At 63.0% G+C, this 21,269-nt stretch carries 19 protein-coding genes; 6 read left to right on the top strand and 13 right to left on the bottom strand.

What is annotated here, in order from left to right:
- The 6 genes from U4012_RS33425 to U4012_RS33400 all read right to left on the bottom strand — a co-directional run bounded on the left by U4012_RS33425 (position 1) and on the right by U4012_RS33400 (position 5,115).
- Entirely contained in the window at positions 1-1,251 is a 1,251-nt protein-coding gene (locus tag U4012_RS33425) for a metallophosphoesterase family protein (protein ID WP_124489712.1), read from the bottom strand.
- A gap of 617 nt (positions 1,252-1,868) precedes the next feature.
- Entirely contained in the window at positions 1,869-2,408 is a 540-nt protein-coding gene (locus U4012_RS33420) for a hypothetical protein (protein ID WP_044848832.1), read from the bottom strand.
- 247 nt (positions 2,409-2,655) lie between these two features.
- Positions 2,656-3,024, bottom strand: a complete 369-nt coding sequence (locus tag U4012_RS33415; RefSeq protein ID WP_321804002.1) for a hypothetical protein — start codon at positions 3,022-3,024, stop codon at positions 2,656-2,658.
- A gap of 172 nt (positions 3,025-3,196) precedes the next feature.
- Positions 3,197-3,676 carry an RES family NAD+ phosphorylase gene (locus U4012_RS33410; protein ID WP_044848830.1) on the bottom strand — a complete coding sequence of 160 codons (480 nt, stop codon included), beginning with the start codon at positions 3,674-3,676 and terminating at the stop codon, positions 3,197-3,199.
- On the bottom strand, positions 3,673-4,128 hold the full coding sequence (locus U4012_RS33405) for an antitoxin Xre/MbcA/ParS toxin-binding domain-containing protein (protein ID WP_124667906.1): 456 nt from the start codon (positions 4,126-4,128) through the stop codon (positions 3,673-3,675). The genes U4012_RS33410 and U4012_RS33405 overlap by 4 nt, the downstream gene beginning before the upstream one ends.
- A gap of 345 nt (positions 4,129-4,473) precedes the next feature.
- On the bottom strand, positions 4,474-5,115 hold the full coding sequence (locus U4012_RS33400) for an HD domain-containing protein (protein ID WP_321803999.1): 642 nt from the start codon (positions 5,113-5,115) through the stop codon (positions 4,474-4,476).
- A gap of 224 nt (positions 5,116-5,339) precedes the next feature.
- On the opposite strand from U4012_RS33400, the gene U4012_RS33395 reads away from it, so the two are divergent.
- The 3 genes from U4012_RS33395 to U4012_RS33385 all read left to right on the top strand — a co-directional run bounded on the left by U4012_RS33395 (position 5,340) and on the right by U4012_RS33385 (position 8,091).
- Positions 5,340-6,305: a GlxA family transcriptional regulator gene (locus U4012_RS33395; protein ID WP_185640901.1), complete on the top strand. Its 966-nt coding sequence runs from the start codon at positions 5,340-5,342 to the stop codon at positions 6,303-6,305.
- A gap of 448 nt (positions 6,306-6,753) precedes the next feature.
- On the top strand, positions 6,754-7,065 hold the full coding sequence (locus U4012_RS33390) for a DUF4148 domain-containing protein (protein ID WP_124893821.1): 312 nt from the start codon (positions 6,754-6,756) through the stop codon (positions 7,063-7,065).
- 312 nt (positions 7,066-7,377) lie between these two features.
- Entirely contained in the window at positions 7,378-8,091 is a 714-nt protein-coding gene (locus tag U4012_RS33385) for a dienelactone hydrolase family protein (protein WP_124530008.1), read from the top strand.
- A gap of 336 nt (positions 8,092-8,427) precedes the next feature.
- On the opposite strand, the gene U4012_RS33380 is transcribed toward U4012_RS33385, so the two are convergent.
- Complete coding sequence (locus tag U4012_RS33380) at positions 8,428-9,369, bottom strand: LysR family transcriptional regulator (RefSeq protein WP_044848839.1); 942 nt, start codon at positions 9,367-9,369, stop codon at positions 8,428-8,430.
- 237 nt (positions 9,370-9,606) lie between these two features.
- A complete protein-coding gene (locus U4012_RS33375; protein ID WP_321803993.1) occupies positions 9,607-10,896 on the bottom strand; it encodes an adenylosuccinate synthase in 1,290 nt (429 codons plus the stop codon).
- A 140-nt stretch (positions 10,897-11,036) separates the two neighbouring features.
- Here U4012_RS33375 and gcvA point away from each other — a divergent pair, with 140 nt between their 5' ends.
- Complete coding sequence (gene gcvA, locus U4012_RS33370; protein WP_044848823.1) at positions 11,037-11,942, top strand: transcriptional regulator GcvA; 906 nt, start codon at positions 11,037-11,039, stop codon at positions 11,940-11,942.
- 324 nt (positions 11,943-12,266) lie between these two features.
- On the opposite strand, the gene U4012_RS33365 is transcribed toward gcvA, so the two are convergent.
- Together U4012_RS33365 and U4012_RS33360 are read right to left on the bottom strand one after the other, a co-directional pair.
- Entirely contained in the window at positions 12,267-12,593 is a 327-nt protein-coding gene (locus tag U4012_RS33365) for a hypothetical protein (protein WP_044848822.1), read from the bottom strand.
- A gap of 229 nt (positions 12,594-12,822) precedes the next feature.
- On the bottom strand, positions 12,823-13,398 hold the full coding sequence (locus U4012_RS33360; RefSeq protein WP_321803990.1) for a hypothetical protein: 576 nt from the start codon (positions 13,396-13,398) through the stop codon (positions 12,823-12,825).
- A 1,723-nt stretch (positions 13,399-15,121) separates the two neighbouring features.
- On the opposite strand from U4012_RS33360, the gene U4012_RS33355 reads away from it, so the two are divergent.
- The gene (locus U4012_RS33355; RefSeq protein ID WP_321803988.1) at positions 15,122-16,438 is read left to right on the top strand and encodes a replication initiation protein; all 1,317 of its coding nucleotides are present in this window, start codon (positions 15,122-15,124) and stop codon (positions 16,436-16,438) included.
- Positions 16,439-16,528: 90 nt separating this feature from the next.
- On the opposite strand, the gene U4012_RS33350 is transcribed toward U4012_RS33355, so the two are convergent.
- Positions 16,529-17,560: a ParB/RepB/Spo0J family partition protein gene (locus U4012_RS33350; protein WP_321803986.1), complete on the bottom strand. Its 1,032-nt coding sequence runs from the start codon at positions 17,558-17,560 to the stop codon at positions 16,529-16,531.
- The gene (locus U4012_RS33345; protein ID WP_006759638.1) at positions 17,553-18,248 is read right to left on the bottom strand and encodes a ParA family protein; all 696 of its coding nucleotides are present in this window, start codon (positions 18,246-18,248) and stop codon (positions 17,553-17,555) included. Before U4012_RS33345 ends, U4012_RS33350 begins: the two co-directional genes overlap by 8 nt.
- A 380-nt stretch (positions 18,249-18,628) precedes the next feature.
- On the opposite strand from U4012_RS33345, the gene U4012_RS33340 reads away from it, so the two are divergent.
- On the top strand, positions 18,629-18,859 hold the full coding sequence (locus U4012_RS33340; RefSeq protein WP_321803983.1) for a hypothetical protein: 231 nt from the start codon (positions 18,629-18,631) through the stop codon (positions 18,857-18,859).
- 1,275 nt (positions 18,860-20,134) lie between these two features.
- On the opposite strand, the gene U4012_RS33335 is transcribed toward U4012_RS33340, so the two are convergent.
- The gene (locus U4012_RS33335) at positions 20,135-21,259 is read right to left on the bottom strand and encodes an MBL fold metallo-hydrolase (RefSeq protein WP_321803981.1); all 1,125 of its coding nucleotides are present in this window, start codon (positions 21,257-21,259) and stop codon (positions 20,135-20,137) included.
- Between the last annotated feature and the right edge of the window lie 10 nt (positions 21,260-21,269).

Genomic DNA, 21,269 nt, shown 5'->3' with positions numbered 1-21,269 from the left:
TTATTCCCCCCTCGCCAGCCGCGCGAGCAACGCGGGACCGACCTGCTCGACCAGCGCCGTGAGTTCGCCGGCGCGCGCCATCGTCAGCAGCGGCACCTCTTCCTTCACGTCGCTGCGCACCTTGCCGACGAACGGCTTCAGGTCGCGTTCGAGCAGCGCGAGAAAATCCGGATCGTGTGCGGCATCGGCCAGGATCTGCTTCAGATCCTCCAGCGCCTCGAGTTGCTCGCTCTCGCCTTGCGGCTGCACGGGCGCGGACGTCGCGAGCCGGACCTTCTCCAGCCACAGCCGTTCGTTGCCGATGATGCCGATCTGGTTCAGCACCTCCGCACGCAATTGCGGCGCACGGCCGAAGAAGAGACCGTGCGCGGGCGTGCGGCCCGTGACCGTCACGCGCACCGCGCGCGGCACGTGGCCATCGACGCTCAACAGCGTCTCCAGCGACTGGCCGATCTTTCTCGACAGGTCGGCGACCGTCAGGCAATCGGACGCGTCGACCGACAACGCTTCCCAGCGCAGCACGTCGAGGTACAGGCGCTCGACGTGCGTGCGGCCCTGCTCCACCGTCACGAGTACCGCACCACGGCGGCCCGTCTCGCGGATATGGCGCCCCTGCAGGTTGCCGGGAAACACGACGGTCGACGGCCCCGACCAATGCTGGAATTCGTGCACGTGGCCGAGCGCCCAGTAGTCGTAGCCTTTCGCATGCAATTCTGCCAGCGAGCACGGCGCATAGTTCGCATGCGCCGCATAGCCTTCGAGCGCGGTATGCAGCACGCCGATGTTGTAATGGCCCGGCACGGGATCCGGATAGCCGATCGCGAGATTGTCGACGACGGCCTTGTCCTTGAAGCTCTGCCCGTGCAGCGCCACGTCGAATTCCGGCAGCTTGAAGGTTTCCGGCTTGCGGTGGCCGAACACGGTGACGTTGTCGGGCAAGGTCAGCTTCTTCGTCATCTCGCTTTCGGCATCGTGATTGCCGCCGAGCACGAATGCGCGAATGCCGGCCTTGCGCAGGCGGCCCATTTGCTGGCCGAAGAAAATGCCGGTGTTGTGGTCCTTCCAGTCGCCGTCGTACAGGTCGCCGGCGATCACGAGGAACGCGACTTCCTCTTCGATCGCACGATCCACGAGCTGCCGCAGCGCCTCGCGCGACGCGTTGCGCAACTGCGCGGCCGGCGCATCCGGATACGCGCTCAGGCCGTGCAGCGGGCTGTCAAGGTGAATGTCTGCGGCGTGGATGAACTTCACGAAGATTCCTCTGGTTCATGACGAAAGGGCGATGTCGACCGGCATTGTGCGCCGTCGAACGACGCGCGGCCGCTGGTCGCAGGCCGGACCGCCGCCGGATGCGCCGTCGCAGGTGGCGGCGCTCGTCCGCACCGATCGTGCCGCCCGTCGCCAGCGGGTCGGGATGGTACCTGAAAGCGGGCGCCGCGAATTCGTCCGGCCTCGCGCCCACCGTGCTCACCCCGCACGCGTCACTCGCCGCGCGGCATGGGCGGTGACGCGCAAGCCGCGAGCCACGGCACGCAGGCAAGCGCGAGAAGACGGAACGGGATGGTCATGGTCGTGATGCCTCGGAATGTTATCGGACCACGCCGGGCGGGCCGCGGCAGCGCTTTGGAGTCGTCTGTCGTCACGCTGCCGATCGGACATGCTTGCCTGCATCGACCGGTGCCGCGCAAGAACGACCGTCGACCGGGAGCCCCGCTATTTAAGCATGGCGGGCAGGCAATGGGCAGAGGGTGCGCGGCACGCCTATTCCGGTTCGCGGCACACTGACGCGGCCGCGATGCGCGGCGCGCGCCGAAAAAAAAGCCCGGCCCGCATCGAAGCGGGCCGGGCCTTGGCTGAAAGCGTATCGCTTACAGCGCGCCGCCTTGTGCCGACGCCGAACCCTTCACGCCGACCGATGCGCCGCCCTGCACCGAGTTCGCCGCACCCTCGAGCGCTTCGCCGGCCTTCGCCTTCGCGCCGCCTGCGACATCACCCGCCGTCGACACCGCGCCTTGCGCGTGGCTCTTTGCCGAGGATGCAACGTGCTTCACGTGCGACTTCGTCGTGTGCACGGCCGATGTCGCGGCATCCTTCGCCGAACCTGCAGCCGAGCCGACCGCCTGCGTCGCACCGCCAACCGCGTTGCCCGCTGCCGAGCCGACGCCGCCGACCGTCTTGCCCACGCCGTTCAGCGCACCGCCGACCAGGTTGCCTGCGCCCGACCCCGAGCCCGCGGCATTCGCGCCTGCACCCGCCTGCACGCCCACGCCGCCGCCGAGCAGCGGCGTCTGGACTTGTGCACCGACGCCGGCGGAACCTTCTGCGCCCGTCTGGGCCGTTTGTGCGAAAGCGGCCGATGCGATTGCCGTCAGCGCGGCGCCAAGCAGAATCGTGCGAATCTTGTTCATGGTCATTCTCCCCAAAGACGTTGTTGCTGCGGGCCGCCTTCGTGCGGCTTGTCGCATGCCTCACCGCGACGTGCGGCAGGTGGAGCCAATGTAGCCGCACCCACGCCCGAAACCGTCGAATTGCGGGGACTGTTACTTCCGTTGCAAATGCTGACGATTGACTCACACTGTTTGACAATCATCGCGGCAGGCACGTGATTGGCATCGTCCGATCGCATGCCTCGGCGCATCCGGTACGCCGCATCGGCTAGCAGGGAAACCGGCCGTTCGTGTAGGTATCCCAAAGAACGCGTGACGGCCAGCCGTCGGTGCGGCCCGACAGCCGGCTTCGCGCGATCAGCTCGATGTCATCCGACACGCACGCCGCGATGTCGGCATTCCCCGATGCCCGGAACGCGAGCCTGAACGCCTTTTCCCTCAGGGCATCCACGGCCGGCTTGTCCAGCACGGCGCCCGGATCGCCGTCGATTTCGTCGAATGCCGTCATCCAGCCGGCGTCGAACGGCTCCGCCTCGCGGCTGGCCAGCGCGCGATCGCAATCGACGTCGCCGAGAAAATCGAAAAACCCCGGGCCCGACAGGATGGCGTCCATTTCGAGCAGATGCGCGTTCGTCACGGCGCCCCCTTGCCACGATGCGTGGCCGTTCTGTTCATCGATCGTTGCTGCCGTGTGCCGCCTTCATGTTTCGCATCGGTGACGTGTAGCACCCTGCCCGCCGCGACCGGCAGACCGGAGCCGCAGGCGGGCGCTGATCGGCGCGGTGCCGCTCGACGACGCGCAATCAGCCCTATTCGCTCTTGTTCGACTGGATCAGCCGCAGAATCCGGCTGTCGTACGGCGACTGCATGACTTCGGCGATGCGGATCCCGGATGCGGCAGGGTGCAGCGGATTCAACAGGAAGTTGTGCGCGTGCGGCACGACGACGCTCGGTACGCGCAACAAGGCGCTCGGCTGCGTGTGCAGCCACTCGGTGCCGGCGCTGCGGGTCCAGTCGACGTCCTCTCGCCAGTCGGCCGGCGCATCGCCCTCCGCGATCTCGGCAACATCCACCGATTCAGGCACCTCGACCCGAAGCAGCTGGTAGCCGCTCGGCAATTGCGCAACGGTGGCGATTTCGAAGTGAACGAGCGTCTCGAGCAGCGCGAGCGCCGGATGCTCGGCGAGATAGACGACGGGCTGCCCGGCAAAATGCCAGCGCCCGCCGGCCCGCAATCCGCCGATGCCTTTCAGGTCCGCGTAATTGCTGATGCGCCACAGCGTCGTCAAGCGAAGTACCCCTCGTCGATCTGCGTGAGGGCTTCCTCGACGAGCCGCGCGCCATGCTCGGTACTCGCCATGTCGAGCGACGTGCGTCCGCCGAAGCGTTGGAGCCCGTTGCGCAGCCACGCCATCGCCTTGTCCGGGTCGCCGAACGTGGCCGTCGCCTGCGCGACGATGCGCGCCAGCCGGATCGCCTTGTCGGACTCCTCCTGCGACAGCCGTTCGTGCGCCTGGCGGCGATGGCTCAGCGTGCGCCGCGGGATGATGAAGGCGAGTTCGTCCGACTTCAGGCCGCGCTCCGACAGCCGGTCGATCACCGCGACGTCGACGCGCGCGCTCGCCAACTCCGCGAGATCGGCGCCCGAGCGCACGCGAATCGCGAGCAGTTGCTCGAGGATCGTGAACTCGGCCTGGCGCGGGTGCGCGACGCCCGAAGGGTGAAACGCGATCGTACTCATGACTCTTCTCCGGCAATTTGCCCAACCATTATAGGCGTTTTGCCTAAGACGGGCGGATTCGGTCGTCAGGCGGTCGACGACCGGTCGACGGCGGGCAATTGCGGGGGCCGGCGAAACGGGGCTTCCCGCTCGCCGCCCCGGCACGCGTGATCGGAGATGCGCGCCCGAAGTGAGATCGTGAAGTTCACGTATATGAAGTCACTGGCTGACGTCATGAAGTTGTCACGTAACAACTTTTCTAATGAATATTCCATCGACGAAACGGAGCCCGCCCCGTCCGAGCACCGAATACGACATGCGCCACACCGGTTGCCTTCCATCCTCCGTGCCCGCCACCGACGCCGATCAACCGGCCCACGCCGACGCTCGGATCACGCTGCAGAAATTGCCTGCACGGAAATGCGGATCCTTGTCGGCCAGCACGTCGGCCTTCACGTTGCCGAACGTCGTGTCCGGCTTGTGCCGGATGCCGTCGTAGAACGCCTGGATGATGTCTTCCTTGAAGCGCGGCGTCCTCGGATGCGCGCGGACGACGGCTTCTCGCTCGACGTCGCTGTACTCCGGATACGTGAGGCCCAGCACATCCATCTCGACACCGGCGGTGACGAGCGCGACGACCGGATGCATGTGCTGCGGAATGCCGGGGGTGGTGTGCAGTGCGATCGCGGTCCACACGAGGTCGATGTCCTGCTGCGAAATGCCCCTGCTCTTCAGGAAATCGCGCGCGGCATTGGCGCCGTCCACTTCGAATCGCTCACACGCGCTGCTGTGTCGATGCGTGAGCCCCATGTCATGGAACATGCAGCCGCAATAGAGCAGTTCGGGATCGTAGCTCAGCCCGCGGCGCTGGCCCGCGAGCGCACCGAAGTAGTACACGCGGCTGGAGTGATGAAACAGCAGCTCGGACTCGGTATCCCGTACGAGTTCGGTGATCTCGCGCGCGAGTTGGCTATCGGGAAGGGTGATGCCGGCGACGTTCACAGTCATGATCGATCTCCTTGGAAGACAGCATTCATTCTGCGGAGACCGTCGTTTGGCATCAATCGGCGTATTACGCCAAATCCTGCCATTTTGCTCGATCGACGGCCACCACTGCCGGAACCATCGAATCGCACCCGCGTAATGCGCCGATGCCCCGCCCGTCGCATCGCACCGCGCGTCTATACTGCTACGCGTCACATTCGACACACCGACACAACACGCAACCGAACATGCCGAAGGTCGTGGGTATTTTCGCGGTACCGGGCGTACAACTGCTCGACGTCTCCGCGCCGCTCGACGTATTCGCACAGGCAAACGCCGAAAGCGGCAAACCGTTCTATACGCTGCGGATCATCGCGAGCGAGTCCGGCCCGATCCGCACGTCATCGGGCGCGCAATTGCTGGCCGACTGGATCGCTCCCGACATTCCCGATCGCATCGACACGCTGCTCGTTGCCGGTGCACCGGGTGCCGGCCGGATCGCGCTGCGCACCGACGTGCTCGCGTGGCTTCGATCGGCCGCCGTGCAAAGCAAACGGTATGGCTCGATCTGCACCGGCGCATTCATCCTCGCGGCGACCGGCCTGCTGAAAGGACGACGCCTGACGACGCACTGGGCCGCGGCCGATGCGCTCGCCGCCGCCTATCCGTCGCTCACCGTCGAAGCGGACGCGCTGTACGTACGCGACGGCAAGCTGCGCACCGGTGCCGGCGTCACGGCCGGCCTCGATCTCGCGCTCGCGCTGGTCGAGGAGGATCTCGGCCGAGAAATCGCGCGGCGCGTCGCCGCGCAACTCGTCATGTTCTTCAAGCGCCCGGGCGGGCAGCTCCAGTTCAGCCGCAGCGGCGCGGCGCGCCCGGCGGGGCGTTCGGTGCTGCAGGAAGTCCAGCGCTGGATCGCCAGCCATCCGGAACTCGAGCACTCCGTGGCGGAACTCGCGAAGCATGCGGGCATGAGCCCGCGCCACTTCGCACGGCTCTTTCGCGCGGAGGTCGGCATGACGCCGGCCGCGTGGGTCGAAGCGACCCGCGTCGCAGCGGCTCGCCAGTTGCTAGAAAACGGACACGACACGCCGAAGCAGGTCGCCGCGAAATGCGGCTTCGCGAATGTCGATACGCTCAGACGGTCGTTCGCACGGCATGTCGGGATCACGCCTGCCGAATACCGGAAACGGCAGGCCATCGTCGACGCGTGATGTGGTACGCGCGACGAGACGGCACGGGCATTCCGGTCGATGCGCGAAGGAAGGCTGGTCTCGATTTCAACGCGATGGGGCGTGCGGCTTTCCGTGTCCACCATCAATACTTCGTTATCCGATTCAATTGAGCTTTCTATCGGCCAAGGTCGACGTTCGGTCGCCATACGCTCCTGTCCTGTAGCGCGGCGGCCCGTCGTTCTTGCGTCGACATGCCATGCTCGACTCACCGCCGCCGCGACAATCATGCCCCACCGCAACCCGTGACCGCCATCAGGCACGCCAACAATCGTCCGACAAAACCCGTTTTTCCCGCGAATCGTTTACCCAGTTGCAATAATTATTCGCTGGAACGCCTATTTCCGACCGGTATCGCGATCGCTACGATGCAAATCAACCGCTCAACGCAACAAGCGAAGCGCGAAATCTACGAAAACCGGAGGTCATCATGAAGTCGTTCATCTACGCAGTCGCCGCTGCCAGCGCCCTGTCCGCATCGTTTGGCGCATTCGCTCAGTCGAACCCGTCGGACCAACTGACGCGTGCCCAGGTCCGCGCAGAGCTCGTCCAGCTCGAACAGGCCGGGTACAAGCCGGAAGTCTCCGATGTCCACTACCCGAACGCGCTGCAAACCGCGCAGGCGCGCGTGACGAACGGCGACGCGACGGGTTACGGCGCACAGGCCGCCGCCGGCGTGCGTGCCGGCCGCGCGATCGCGGTCAAGCAGAACGCTCGCGACTCGGTCTATTTCGGTCAGTAAGACTGCCGCACGCGACGCATTCCGCGATACGCCCGTTGCCGACGCAACACCCCGCTCCCGTCCATCGGGGCGGGGTGTTGTGTTTTCGGCGCACGCGACATGCGCGCCGCACGACGCCCGATCGACGCGCGCGCGCGAATCGGCCGCCGCATCGCGCCGTTCACGCAGACCGCCGGCGTTTGCGCATAGAATGGCCGCGTGGTCGGCGCCGGCCGAAGCGAACGCGAGCGAGACCTCGACTCACCGGGCATACCGCACTCGCTGGCCGACCCGATGCCGCACTCATCGCATTTTTCGAAAAGGAGCGGTTTCATGTCTCAAACATCCGGTTCCATGATCACGTTTCGCCGTCCGGACGGCCAGGAACTGCAGGGCTACCTCGCCACGCCGGAAAAGACCGAAGGCGCACCCGCGGTCGTCGTCATCCAGGAGTGGTGGGGCCTGAATGACCAGATCCGCGGCGTCGCCGATCGCCTCGCGCGCTGCGGCTACTTCGCGCTCGTGCCCGACCTGTATCGCGGCAAGTCGACGGTCGAGGAGGAAGAAGCGCACCACCTGATGACGGGCCTCGATTTCGGCGACGCCGCGTCGCAGGACATTCCCGGCGCGGTGCAATACCTGAAGACGCACGCGTCGCGCGTGGCGGTCACCGGCTTCTGCATGGGTGGCGCGCTCACGCTGCTGTCGCTGCAGTTCGCCGAGGCGGACGCCGGCGTCACGTGGTACGGCTTCCCTCCGCTCGACTACCTCGACCCGTCGAAGATCAAGGTGCCGCTGATGGGTCACTGGAGTACGCAGGATGCGTTCTTCGCGATCGACCAGGTCGATGCGCTGGAGAAGAAGCTGACCGATGCAAAGGTCGACGTCGAATTCCACCGCTATCTCGCGCATCACGCGTTCGCGAACGAAACGGCCGTCGGCCCCGGCCGCATCGGCGGCACGCAGTTCGATCCGGTGTGGTCGCAGATCGCGTGGGATCGCACGCTCACGTTCTTCGGGCGCACGCTCTGGGACAAGCAGCAGTAATACCGCAGCAGGCATCCGCCACTGCCGTGCAGCGATGCACGTCAAGCAAAACGCCACGGACTTGCATCCGTGGCGTCGTCGTATGCGGCAAGGATTGCGTTACGCGAGCGGCGGTGGCGCGCGCTCGACGCTTCACACCGAACCGACGATCTCCGATATCGAAAGCAGGTTTTCCATAACGGCGCGCATCGAGCGATGCAGCCGGTCGGTGAAGTCGTGCCGCATCTTTTTCACCATCAATTTAGGTATGCAAAGTATCTTGCGCAGCCGGAACCTGGACTCAAGGACGATGCGTGGGCCGCGTCATGCGATCCGGCACACGTCGTCCGCCTTCGCTCAGGACTCGCAGGAACCGCGCAGCGCAGCCTCGTCGGCGGACAGCATTTCAGGCACGCATTCGCGCAGGAAATCGACGAAGGTACGGATCTTCGCGTCGAGGTACTGGCGCGACGCGTACAACGCGTAGACCGTGAGTTTCTGCAGTCGGTACTCGGGCAACACGCGAACCAGCGCGCCGCTCGCCAGTGCGGGCACCGCGGTCGACATCGGCAACGAGCCGATCCCGAGGCCGGCGCGCAACGCGGCGCCGAGCGCGTCGGCAATGTTGACCTGGAAATCCGCCAGCGGCAGTTCGAACGTCTCGCGACCGTCGGGGCCGTCGAGATGCCAGCGGTCGCGCGGAAAGATCGGCGTGACGATCTGCAGGCACGCATGCGCTTCGAGATCGCGCACGGTGCGCGGCGTCCCGCGTTCCTTCAGGTACGCCGGCGACGCGCACAGCACGCTGTGCACATCGCCGAGCCGCTGCGACACCAGCCCCGAGTCGGGCAACTCCGTCGCGCTCAGTTGCAGCGACACGTCGTAGCCTTCGTCGATGATGTCGGGCACGTGCTGCGACAGCGTGAGCTCGACGGCCACCGACGGATAGCGCTGCCGGTATCGCACCACTGCGGGCACCAGGTAGGCCTGGCCGAAACTGGTCGTCGCGTGCACATGCAGGCGCCCCGACGGCTTCGCCTGCGCATCGGCCGCCTCGGCTTCCGCTTCGTCGATATAGCCGAGGATGCGCTGGCATCGGTCGAGATAGCGCTGTCCGGCATCGGTCAACGCGATGCGGCGCGTGCTCCGGTTGAGCAGACGGGTGCGCAGGTGCGTTTCAAGTTGCGCGACCGAACGCGATGCGTAGGCGGTGGTGATGTCCAGGCGCTGGGCCGCGCTCGTGAAGCTGCCCTCCTCCGCCACCCGGACGAAAATGCGCATCATCTGTAACGTGTCCATCGACATGTCCCCGGGATTGAAATCGCTTCGCAGCGGCGCCCGCCCCGGCACGGGCCGGTCTGGCGCGAATCGTGCGGAACAGTACCGCAGCGATGCAGGCGTGTCCAGTTTGCCGTGCGCCGCGGCGGCAGGCCGTCGTTCACGCGACAACCCATGCCGCAGGACGACCGGCGCCGGATCGATGCAGGCCGCATGGCGGCGGCCTGCCGGGCACGCATTGCGCGTGCCGCGTCGCGCTCAGGCCGGGTCGAAAGGATTGCTCAGCACGATCGTGTCGTCGCGCTCGGCGCCCGTCGTGATCATCGATACGGGCGCGCCCGCGACCGCCTCGACGCGTGCGATGAAATCCTGTGCGGCGCGCGGCAGCGCCGCACGCTCGCGCACGCCCTTCACGGTCCCGTCCCACCCGGCGAACGTTTCATAGACGGGCGTTGCGCGCGCCTGCGCATCGAGGCTCGCGGGCAGATGGTCGACGCGTGCGCCGTCGAGTTCGTAGCCGACACACAGCTCGATCGACGCAATGCCGTCGAGCACGTCGAGCTTGGTGAGCGCGAGCGAATCGATACCCGAGATCCGCACGGCCTGCCGCAACTGCGCGGCATCGAGCCATCCGCAGCGGCGCGGCCGGCCCGTGTTGACGCCGAATTCCTGTCCGCGTGTGCGCAGCGTTTCGCCGGTGGCGTCGTTCAGTTCGGTGAGGAAAGGGCCGCCGCCGACGCGCGTCGCGTACGCCTTGGTCACGCCCAGCACGTGACCGAGTTTCGACGCGCCGAGGCCGGTGCCGGCCGCCGCGGCCGATGCAACGGTGCCCGACGACGTCACGAACGGATACGTGCCCCAGTCGATGTCGAGCATCACGGCCTGCGAGCCCTCGAACAGGATGCGCTCGCCGCGCTCGTTCGCGTCGTTGAGGTCGGCCCACACGGGACGCACGAACGGCAGGATCTTCGGTGCGATGTCGACCAGCATTGCAACCATCGCGTCGCGCGAGCACGGCTCGAGCCCCAGGCCGCGGAACCATGCATTGTGGTGATCGACCAGCACGTCGAGCTTGTCGGCAAGCCGGTCCGGCTCCGCCAGATCGGCAACCCGCAGCCCGCGGCGCCCCACCTTGTCCTCGTAGGCCGGCCCGATCCCGCGCAGCGTGGTGCCGATGGGTTCGCGACGCAGACGCTCCTGCGCCTGGTCGATCGCACGGTGAATCGGCAGGACCAGCGTGGCGTTCTCCGCGATCGACAGATTGTCCGGCGTCACCGACAGCCCGAGCTCGGCCATCCGCCCGATCTCGGCCAGCAGCGCCTCCGGATCGAGCGCCACGCCGTTGCCGATCACGCCGCGCTTGCCGCGCACGATGCCGCTCGGCAACAGCGCGAGCTTGTACGTCTTGTCGCCGACGACCAGCGTATGGCCCGCGTTGTGGCCGCCGTTGTAGCGTGCGACGAGATCGGCCTGCGCCGCCAGCCAGTCCACGACGCGCCCCTTGCCTTCGTCACCCCATTGGGCGCCCACCACCACCACGTTCGGCATGCTCCACACTCCATGTGAGAAATTCAGACACATATTCCGGCCGGATCGGCCGTTTGTGTGCCATATTGGCGGAGCATGATCGCCCGATCAAACGATTAAATCTGAGCATTCGCATGAGTAAAACTCACGCGAAACGATGAATGGCCCGACGACTCCCTCCGTTGAATTCGCTGCGCGCGTTCGAAGCCGCGGCCCGGCACGGCAGTTTCACGCTCGCCGCCGACGAGCTGTGCGTGACGCATGGCGCGATCAGCCGGCATGTCCAGCAACTGGAGGCGTGGCTTGGCCGGCCGCTGTTCGAGCGGCACAACCGGCGGGTCGACCTGACCGATGCCGGTCGCGCGTACCTCGCCGAGGTCGGTGCATCGTTCGACCGGATTGCGCTGGCCACCGCGCAGCATTTCGGCCAGGGGCAGCAGCGCGTGCTGCGCGTCAGCGCGCCCGCGACGTTTTCGCTGCGCTGGCTCGTGCCGAAGCTGTCGTCGTTCCAGGTCGCCCATCCGGCCGTCGAAGTGCGGCTGTCGACATCGAACGAGCCGATCGAGAAGTTGCGCGACAAGGTCGACCTGATCGTCCGCGGCGGCCCGCAGGCAATCGACGGCTATGTCGCCGAGGAATTCCTGTCCGAAGTCAGGCTACCCGTATGCGCGCCGAAGCTGCTCGAGGGCAGGCCGTTGCGTACGCCGGCCGATCTCGCGGGCTTCACGCTGCTGCATGCGGCGACCTATCCCGGCATGTGGCCCGAGTGGCTCGCGGCAGCGGGGCACGCGAATCTGGTGCCGCGGCATTCGCTCACGCTCGAGCATTTCTATCTGACGCTGCAAGGCGCGCTCGACGGTCTCGGCGTCGCGATGGGGCCGATCGCGCTCGTCGCGGACGACATCGCCGAAGGCAGGCTGGTGCAGCCGTTCAGCGAACCGGCACTGCCGCCGTGGCGCTACTTCACTTATGTGGCGGCTGCGCGCGCGGAGGACGAAGCCGTGCGGGCATTCAAGGACTGGCTGAAAGTGACGGGGAATGCGGCGGCAGCGAACGCGCGGCGCTGACCAGGTCCTGACGGCGACGATCGCTCGGTCGGTGTGGGTTTCGGGCGCCGTTGCGACGCCGCGTATTGCTCGTGCATGAACGAGCCTCGTCGTTCATCCAACGGTTTTTGCATTCCGTAGGATTACTACTAGTCTGAACAGGACGGACGGACAGAGCAGGAAGAGTCACCGCATCGAGGTGGTTTCCACCTCATCGAAAAACAAAGGATACCGAATTATTTGATGCGGATGTGATACCCGCATGGGTGCCCGGACACGCATCGCGTTTCCGCAGCACAAACGACAAACCCCGGCTCGAGCCGGGGCTTTTCTCGCGACGGACGCTTATTGGCTGGCGCCCGCGGCTTCGCCCGCCTTCTTCTCAGCGTTCTGCAGGTTCTGCGGGTAGTTCGGATCGTTGGCCGCCGGCTTGTAACCCGCGTCTTCGAGCTTCTTCAGTTCGGCGTTGTTCTTCGCGCGCGCTGCCTTGTGTTCGGCTTTGCGTTTTGCCCGTGCTGCCTTGCGTGCTTCACGCTTCGCAGCTTTCGCATCCGAAGCGGCGGATGCGGCCGGTGCGCTGGCGTCGGTCTGCGCGAACACCGGAGCAGCCGAGCCGAAGAGGAACGCCGCTGCCGTAGCAGCCAGCGTCAGTTTTTTGATCTGGATTCGCATCGCTGAACTCTCTTTTCTGATTGGTCACGGAGTGAAAGGACATCGAGATACCGCCCCTGCCCCTGGCCGGTCTTCATCTCGCGATCAGGGCCTTTGCATCATAACCGCGTTGCAAAAAATGTGGCGCTATCGTGCGCACATTCTTGGGGATACATGTATGGGAAACGTCGCATCGTCACGTCTCCCGCGTGCCCGCCGGATCCTCGTTTCGCAGGGACACGGCAATACATCACGCGACGTGTGCGACCACCGCAAACATGTGACGAAGCGGATTGTTCCGTCGATACGATGCAGGTTGCCGATGAGGACGAGATCCGCTTCGGCGCACCGCGCCCGCGTACGACGCCGACTGTTTCATCCGTGGAATTTGCTGCTCCCGCAACGCGATCGTTGCCTCATGAGCAGAACATGCGACGGAATCGCGGACCTGTGCGCCATGTTGCGATTTGCGGCCGCGCGAACGACGGCTCCTCCCATAAATGACCACGAATCGTTCCATGCCGAGTCCGCCCCGTTCCACTACACGTCGGCCCGATACGATGCGAACGATCGGGTAACCGGTGGCCGCTTGCATGGTTACCTGTTCGGCGCGATTCGTCGCCACTTCTGGGAGATGACATCTGCCGCACAAGGTGAGCGCTTCGATCGGCATTCGTTCACGATCGCGCATCTGCATCGTACGATGCAGTCGCATGAGCGCCTGCGCTGCGCGCGTCATCGTATCTGCATCACGAAGCGTTTTGCGCCTGTGCGACAAGCACGCCGGCGCGTCTGGCGCTGCGCGCATACGCCACAGCTTTTCCATCGGGTGCCCTTATCTCGTGCGGACGCGTCGCACGGACGGTCCATCAACCTGCGAGGAGCTAGTCGGTGAGCCTTTACAAGATCCGACAACTTCCGACGGTGAGCATTTTCGGGATTCGAGTATGTTTCCAGCGAGCGTGAGCCTGGTTGACTCGCCTCACGTTCGGAACCATGCCGGGATCGCCGTGACCGAAGCGCGTTTGATCGTCGTGTCGACCGGCACAGGGATGCAATTCTTGTCCGGTCTGTCGAGATCCCGTACCGATTTCGATACGGGCCCAAAGGTAGAAAACTATGAGGCCAAATGAACGGAGCAAGGGCCCGGGGTTTCGTCCGCGCACCGGTCACTGACTGAAAAGTGTCGGACGAGCCGGCGCGCGATAGCCGAAGACTTATCCACGGAAGCGCGGGCACAGACGCAAAAATAACCGCTTGCGGATGAATTCCGGTCATTTCTCACTGCCCTGAAGCCTACCCGCAGTATTCCTGTGCGGGTGCGATGGCCGTTTTCTACGGGTAATCCCGGACGGAGAAACCTCCCGCTGTGGGCATTTTCCGATCCCATAGATGGGAACCTATGTCCCGAAAACGCGGATTCCATCCCATAAGTTTCTACGTTTGAGCGCTTGTTAGTAGGTACTCACCCTCTTGCGAAGCCTTGTCAGGCCTGGGAGGCTCGCAGAATGAGGTCACATATCGGGGGATCCACAGGCTGGAGACCCGGATTGCTGTGCCCGTCGAACCCGCTGGAGTCCCTTTGGTAGCGGTTTATGGGGGTTGTTTTTCTGCACAGGCACACGTGTGTTTACATCTTTGGTAAACAACGTTTACTTCTTTAACTACTTTTAGACGGCTCACAGCCTTGTCTGGCAAGGGTTTGACAGGTGTTCGGTACCCATTTATGGGAGCACAGGCGGAAGAGTATGGGGTTTCAGGTCTGTGGATTTGGGGAATCGGGTACCGCGTTGTGGGAAATGGGGGTTGTGGATATGGGGCACGCGTAGCCTGTTATGGGAATTCGGACCAAAAACACTTCAGGTAGCCCTCTATGGGGGAATCCATTGGTAGCCATTTATGGTGCGTTCCAGCTGATCGGTTGGTGCCGCCGGGCACAGCATTTTATGTGGGGTAGCCGGTTATGGGGCGGACTTCAGGTAGTCGTTTATGGGTGCCTGTATTGACCGCGTGATCTCGTTTGGCTCGTCCCTATAGTTGTGGCGTCCCATAAACAGGATCAGGCCGGTAGAAAGGTTACCTTCTGTGGGGGAATCTGAAGGTAGTCATCCATGGGGAGCATTTTCGCCTGTCGGACACCGTTGAACACAAAACGCCACGCCGGTGGATTTCAACAGGTACCCATTCATGGGGCGTGTTGAAGGTAGCGCGTTATGGGAGGAACGCAGATCGTGTTGCAGGGCACCACGAATCGGGTTCGCCAATCCAGTTCGAGTCGATTGTTTCCCATGGATGGGTACCTTTGATAGGGCAAGTCCCATGCCGGATCCTGGCGACAAACCACACAGGTAGAAGGTTTTGGGAGCTGTTTTTGACCAAAAGGTATATGGATATGGGGCTCCGAACAAATAGGAAAACCTAGGTTTTTCCTTTTGTGACGGGAACTTAGCATCGATAGTGAAAGTGATACCGTAGAAAGAGACGTTGCTCGGTGGCTGGAAAAGGTATAAAGTCCGCCATCAACACGGTCACCTTCTCCGGACATCACGATGCCGCGCAAGCCCGCAATCAAAGGCTCCGACAAGCAGGTTTCGCTATTTCAGACGCCCGAGCCTCCCGATCTGCTGCGCAAGGCGGTCCAGGCCATTCATATCGCTCCGAAGTCCGGAAAGATCGGGCTGCAGCAGCGCAAGATGTTCAGCTCGTTGATCAAGAATGCCCTTCGTCAGGAAGCGTTCGAGCCCGGCCGGACGAGCTTCTCGATCTCGATCGCCGCGCTCTCGCACGAAAGCGGGTTGAACAGCAACAACACGAAGTACGTGAAGGACACGGTCAACTCGCTGATCAGTACCGTCGTCAACTGGGACTACCTTGCGGCCGACCGCTCGACGGTGTGGAAGGCGTCGGGCCTGCTCGCCGGCGCCGAACTCGAGCAATCGGTGCTGAAGTACAGCTTCTCCGACCAGATTCGCAGCGAGCTGCTCAATCCGGAGATCTACGCGCTCATCGATATGCGGATCGCGCGCGAGTTTCGGCGCTCGCACTCGCTTGCGCTGTGGGAAAACACGGTGCGCTACGAAGGGATCGGCATCACGGCGAAGATTCCGCTGCCAAAATTCCGCGATCTCATCCTCGGTCAGGACAAGGCATCGCAATCGTACAAGGAGTACAAGCTCTTCAAGAGCAAGGTCCTGGTGCCGTGCATTCAGGAGGTGAACGAAGTTTCCGACCATACGCTCGAGCTGATCGAACACAAGTCAGGTCGCAGCGTGGAGGCCGTCCAGTTCAAAGTGACGCGCAAGCAGAGCGCGGATATGGTCGAGGAAGGCGACGTCAAGAACGAAGCACTCGTCGACGAAGTCGCCAAGTTCGGCATCCCGCGTTCGGAAGCGCGCCGGCTGATCACGCAGTACGGTGTGCAGCGCATCAAGGCGGCAATCGCCTATACGCTCAATCGGACTACGAAGAAGAATGCAGCCCCTGTCGACAACGTGGCCGCGTATTTCCGCAAGGCGCTGACACACGGCTATACGCTGGCCGACGGTCAGGGGACCGAAACGGCCGCGCCGGCAAAGGAATCCGCGCAGAGCAAGCAGGAACAGATTCGCGACAAATACCTGGCGGCGAAGGTCGACGAAGCCGGTGCGTATTTCCGCGAGCTGGAGATCGACGACCAGACCAAGCTGATCGAGCGCTACAACGAGACGGTGGCCGGTTCGAAGGATCTCACGCTGTCGCCGAAGAAGAAGGCGAGCAAGCTGGCGCAAACCAGTTTCTTCCGTTGGCTGGCGATCGACACCTGGGGCGAACCGACCTCGGACGACTTGCTGGAATTCCTGCTGAAAAGCAGCCTCGCGACCAGCTGATCAAGGCCTCGCAGCCTGGCATGCGCCGCGCGCCGGACTTCATCCGGTTGCGCGGTGCCGTGCAGGCGCGGGGCCTTTGTCTTGGCGCACCTACTTTTGCGCGGCTTCTGCCAGTTCGGCGACGTACGCGTCGATTACGGTCTTGAGCCGGTCGGCGAGTGCTTCCTGGTGAGACGCATCGACTCCCTTCAGTTGCAGATCCAGACGCCCGTCCGGATAGGTCTTCAGCTGACCGATCGCGCGTGATTCGAGCGCGAAATCGTGACGGACGCTGTAGCGCGTGCGCCCCGCCTTCTTGTTGCCGTCGCTCTGCGCGCGAAGGAAATTCTCGAGGTCGCGCACCGACTTTTTCCGGTCGATCACCGCGGTGAGCAGCCGGTCGGCAGCCGGTTCGCCCAGGCGCTCGAAAATCAGCTTCAGGAAGTACGCCGCCTGCAGGCCGACCACATCGTTCGCGCTGGCCATCCGTTCGAGCAGCGTGTTGGGCAGAGCGTTCAGCGACAGCGTCTTGCTAATCGATGCCTTGTCCTTGCCGATCTTTTCCGCGAGCGTGTTCTGGTCGGGGAAGACCTTTTCGTCGAGAAGACGCTTCCACGCGACCGCATCGTCGAAGATCGTCTGGCGCTCGTGGTCGTGGTTGGCGCGATACGCGATCGTATAGAGCTGCTCGGGCGTGTGGTCCGTGCGAAACGTCGCGTTGATCGTCTCGTCGCCGTTGATGCTCGTCGCGCGCAGGCGGCGTTGCCCGTCGATCACGACGAGTTTGCCGGGAAATTCCGGGAGCCGGGTGACCTTGATCGGCTCGATCTGCCCTTCCCGTTTCAGTGTCAGCGCGAGCTCGTGCAGGCTCGATTCCGAATAGAACACGCGCGGGTTGAACGGGTTCGGGATACAGTCCTTGACCGCGACTTTCTGCGGCGCGCCGAGGTCGATCGCGTCGGCGGACGTGGTCGAGGCGGGGGCGACGGGGGGAGCGGCTTCGACGGCGGGATTCGACGCGGGCACCGGCTCCGGCAGGCGCGTTTCGAGCGCCGCGTTTTCCTGCGCGAGCCCGCGCAGCAGGCCGGCCGCGAGATGCAGGTTGCCGGTCGGCTTCTTCTCTTTTGAGGTGTCCTTAGCCATGAGCGGCTCCGGTAGCGCGCGTCGACGCGATGTATTGGGCCATTTCGGTGACCAGGCGCTCGATTTCCGCGCGGGCTTCCTTCAGCCCCTTCAGGTATCGATTGTGATGATGGATCGTGGTGCCGAGGGCGAACGTCTGCCGGTAGACCTCTCGCTGCGCGATCTGGCTGTCGAGCAGATGCTCCCCTATTTCTTCAGCCCTTAGAATTTTTAAAATTTCTTCACGCATTTTAGTTTTTCCATTGACGCTATTCAGCATCAGCGCGGAAGACAAATTCGGGTTCCGAACGGCACGCATCGACTCGATCATTCGAATCATCGCGACGGTGCTGTACAGGTCGGCGGGCGACGGGGACAGCGGGACGAGGCAGAAATCGGCGACCTCCAGCACGGACGCGATGCGCGGGTCTTCGAGGTTGCCCGGGCAATCGACGACGATCACATCGAAATTTGCGTCCTGCTTCTTGATCTCGCCGCCGATGCCGCGACCGGCGGGGGCCAAAGACAGAACCGTCATCGGGAGCGTATTTTCCCCGCTCGTGACCCATCTGACTGACGTGCCTTGAGGGTCGGCATCGATCAAGGCGACCTTGTTGCCGCCAGCCTCGAAGGCCGCCGCGATATTGACGGAGATGGTCGTCTTTCCAGTACCACCTTTTTGATTACTAACGGCGATCTTGAAAGCCATTAAATTCCTCCAAGGAGTTTTGCGTAATATATGCAGTTGTTGTTGAAAAGTCCAGAAAAGTGTTAGATGAACAGAGAAATTTTCTGATCAATGTGGTTGTCACGTGACAAGCAGGCCAAATGGCTAGCAGATTATTTCTTGAGTTCAAATCGACTGAAAAATAAAAACGGACAATACTTCATTTGAAATGGTAAGTGCCGATGGAGTGGTGGGGAATTCGGCGACGGACGCGACAAGAATCGCGGTGCGGTTTCTTCTAAGGATGATTTTGTTGTCGACCTGAAAATGCGGGACAGGTTTTCGAACTACTTGCGAACTTGAACAGCGTCGGGATCTGCAGTTGTCACGTGACAAGTCGATGCGGATGACTAGGATCGCAAATGCACGCCGACGGGGAGTATGCAGATTCGACGCGCAGTGGACTCGGGGGATTCTTTCTTCCTCTTTCGTCATTGCCGCTGTTGCGCTCAGATATGCTGGTGCTGGTGCTGGTGCTGGTGCTGGTGCTGGTGCTGGTGCTGCGACTGCGACTGCGACTGCGACTGCGACTGCGACTGCGACTGCGACTGCGACGGACGTGGTTGTTACGTGACAACCCGCCTCAGTTGTGATTCCGGGCGGGTTCGCTAGCCTCAATGCACTTACTAGAGAACTTGCTAGCGTGAAGAAATCCGTGCGATATGCGAAGTGGACGTGGTCGATCGGACAAGGTCACGGGTGGGGAGCCGTTCGATTCGCATGGTTGTCACGTGACAACCGCTGAGGTCTCATGTCGGCATAACCTGCTTCATACCGATGTGGCGTCTTCATTGGGGAGCCATATTAGCGAGTTGGAACGTGCGAGTGATATGTGCGAGCGAGCGGTACTGGCCGGGCGGCTCGGCCATCCTCTAGCATTCTTGTACTCTGCAGGCTCTCGATCTCTCACGGCATGTCAGATGGGAGCTTTGGCGGCCATGATATGGCCCCAATAAATTGACCCCGGTCTGCGCTCCCCCTTGCCACGACGACGCGGCAAGGGGAGGGTTGATATTCGGAGCTTTGTTGCGTCAACGAGTGATTCAATGGTGGAGGGTATCGACGTCGTTTCACGTATCTTGATCGCGCGACGGCTTTTGGGGCGAATTCATGCATGTCGCCGAGGCGAGATGACGCGAATCGACAGGGTCGTGAAACATTTCTCTAAAACGGTCCGTCTCCGTAAACCCTTGTCTAGCAATCAGTTGCGCCACTTTCTTCATGTTGTTTCACGCGAACTGAACGTGATTGATGGGTAAAATGGGGGCGCATGGAGCTCGAGCGTCCTATTGGGTTCAAGCGATGAAAAGTGAGGTCAAGCCGTATCAATGAAAACGTGTTTTGTAGTTTTCAATACGTTCCGCTCTGCGAAGACAATCGACACGCCGTCGAACTGCGACGTCGCGCCGAACAGACCCACGGGGATTCAAGAGATGCGACGCCCCTCTTCATCGCCAGTTGTCACGTGACAACGCGCTGCCCCGGGTGGTGCCGGATTGCGAATCCACGGGTGTTGGGAGAAATCGAAGCGGGCGCCGGGCCGATGTTGAATTTATCGGGCGTCCAAAGACTGCGTCGAACTAATGCTGATTCTGTAGACAGCCTCGGATGACCCTCTCCGATGGGCTTGGCCAATGTCTATCGCAGCGCATACGAAACGGGGATCTGCAGAAACTGCATCAAGAAGATAAGGTGCATTGCCACCGTCGGGCCGGCCGTGTCTATCTGGATAGCGTGGAAGGTCAGATTTCCGGCCTCACCGATCATCGTCACCGACCATCAACAACGCGTTCGCTACCAAGCCCCGTATCGCGACGAAAATTCATCGCCGCGACGTTTCCGCCCAGAAACCGTCGCGGCCATCGAACCTACTTCGTCGCTTGCGACGCGCAGGGTTGCCACCGGCGTGTCTTCGTTTCGGCAGTCTTTGCCGGCTCATCGACCGATCGCCACCACCGCTCGCCGCGATGTGGCTTATTCAGGTCGAGCCGCTCACCCATCCTGGGCGTTGACAGCTCGACGCCATGCACCATTGCCAGCGCGGTGACGCGTTCGAACGGCTCCTGCCAACGATGCATCGCGAGATCGAACGTGCCATTGTGAATCGGCATCAGCGTGCGACCGCGCAGGTCGATATGCGCCTGCACGGTTTCTTCCGGCTGCATGTGCACGTAAGGCCATTGCGGGTCGTATGCACCGGTCTCGATCAGCGTCACGTCGAAGGGCCCAAGACGCTCGCCGATTGTCCGGAAACCGTCGAAATAGCCGGTGTCGCCGCTGAAGAACACGCGCAGATCGTCGTCGACGACGACCCACGACGCCCACAGCGTGCTGTTGCCGTCAAACAGGCTGCGCCCGGAGAAGTGCTGCGCCGGTGTCGCGATCAACGTCAGGCCGTCGACGTCGATGCTCTGCCACCAGTCGAGCTGCCGTACCTTCTGCGAGTCGATACCCCATTCGATCAGGCGGTCGCCGACGCCCAACGTCGTGACGAACACGCCGGTGGTGGCCGCAAGCGCGAGCACCGTGTCACGGTCGAGATGATCGTAGTGATCGTGAGACAGGATCACGCCGCGCAACGGCGGGAGGTCCTCGAGCGCAATCGGTGGCGCATGGAAGCGCTTGGGGCCGACGCGCCGGAACGGCGATGCACGCTCGGCAAACACGGGATCGGTCAGCCAGAACTCACCGCGCAGTTTCAACAATAACGTTGAATGCCCCAGCCGATACAGGCTGCGGTCGGGGGCCGCGTCGAGTTGCTCGCGGGTCAGTGAATCGATGGGCAATGCGCCTGTCGGAACCGTGTTGCGCGGCTTGTTGACCAGCATGTTCCATGCGATACCCAGCGTCTTGCCGAAGCCTTCGACCGGTCGCGGTGCGACGTTGCTGAAGCGTTCGCCGTTGTGCTGCGGCGACTCGCCGGACAGCGTGCGGCCACGCCTGGCGGCGGCGAAACCCAGTACGCGATGAAGAAAAACGAGAGGCGAAGCCATGTCGATTCGT

The sequence above is a fragment of the Burkholderia sp. BCC1988 genome (genome assembly GCF_905339895.1).
GTDB lineage: Bacteria > Pseudomonadota > Gammaproteobacteria > Burkholderiales > Burkholderiaceae > Burkholderia.
This window is presented reverse-complemented; position numbering and strand designations above follow the sequence as displayed.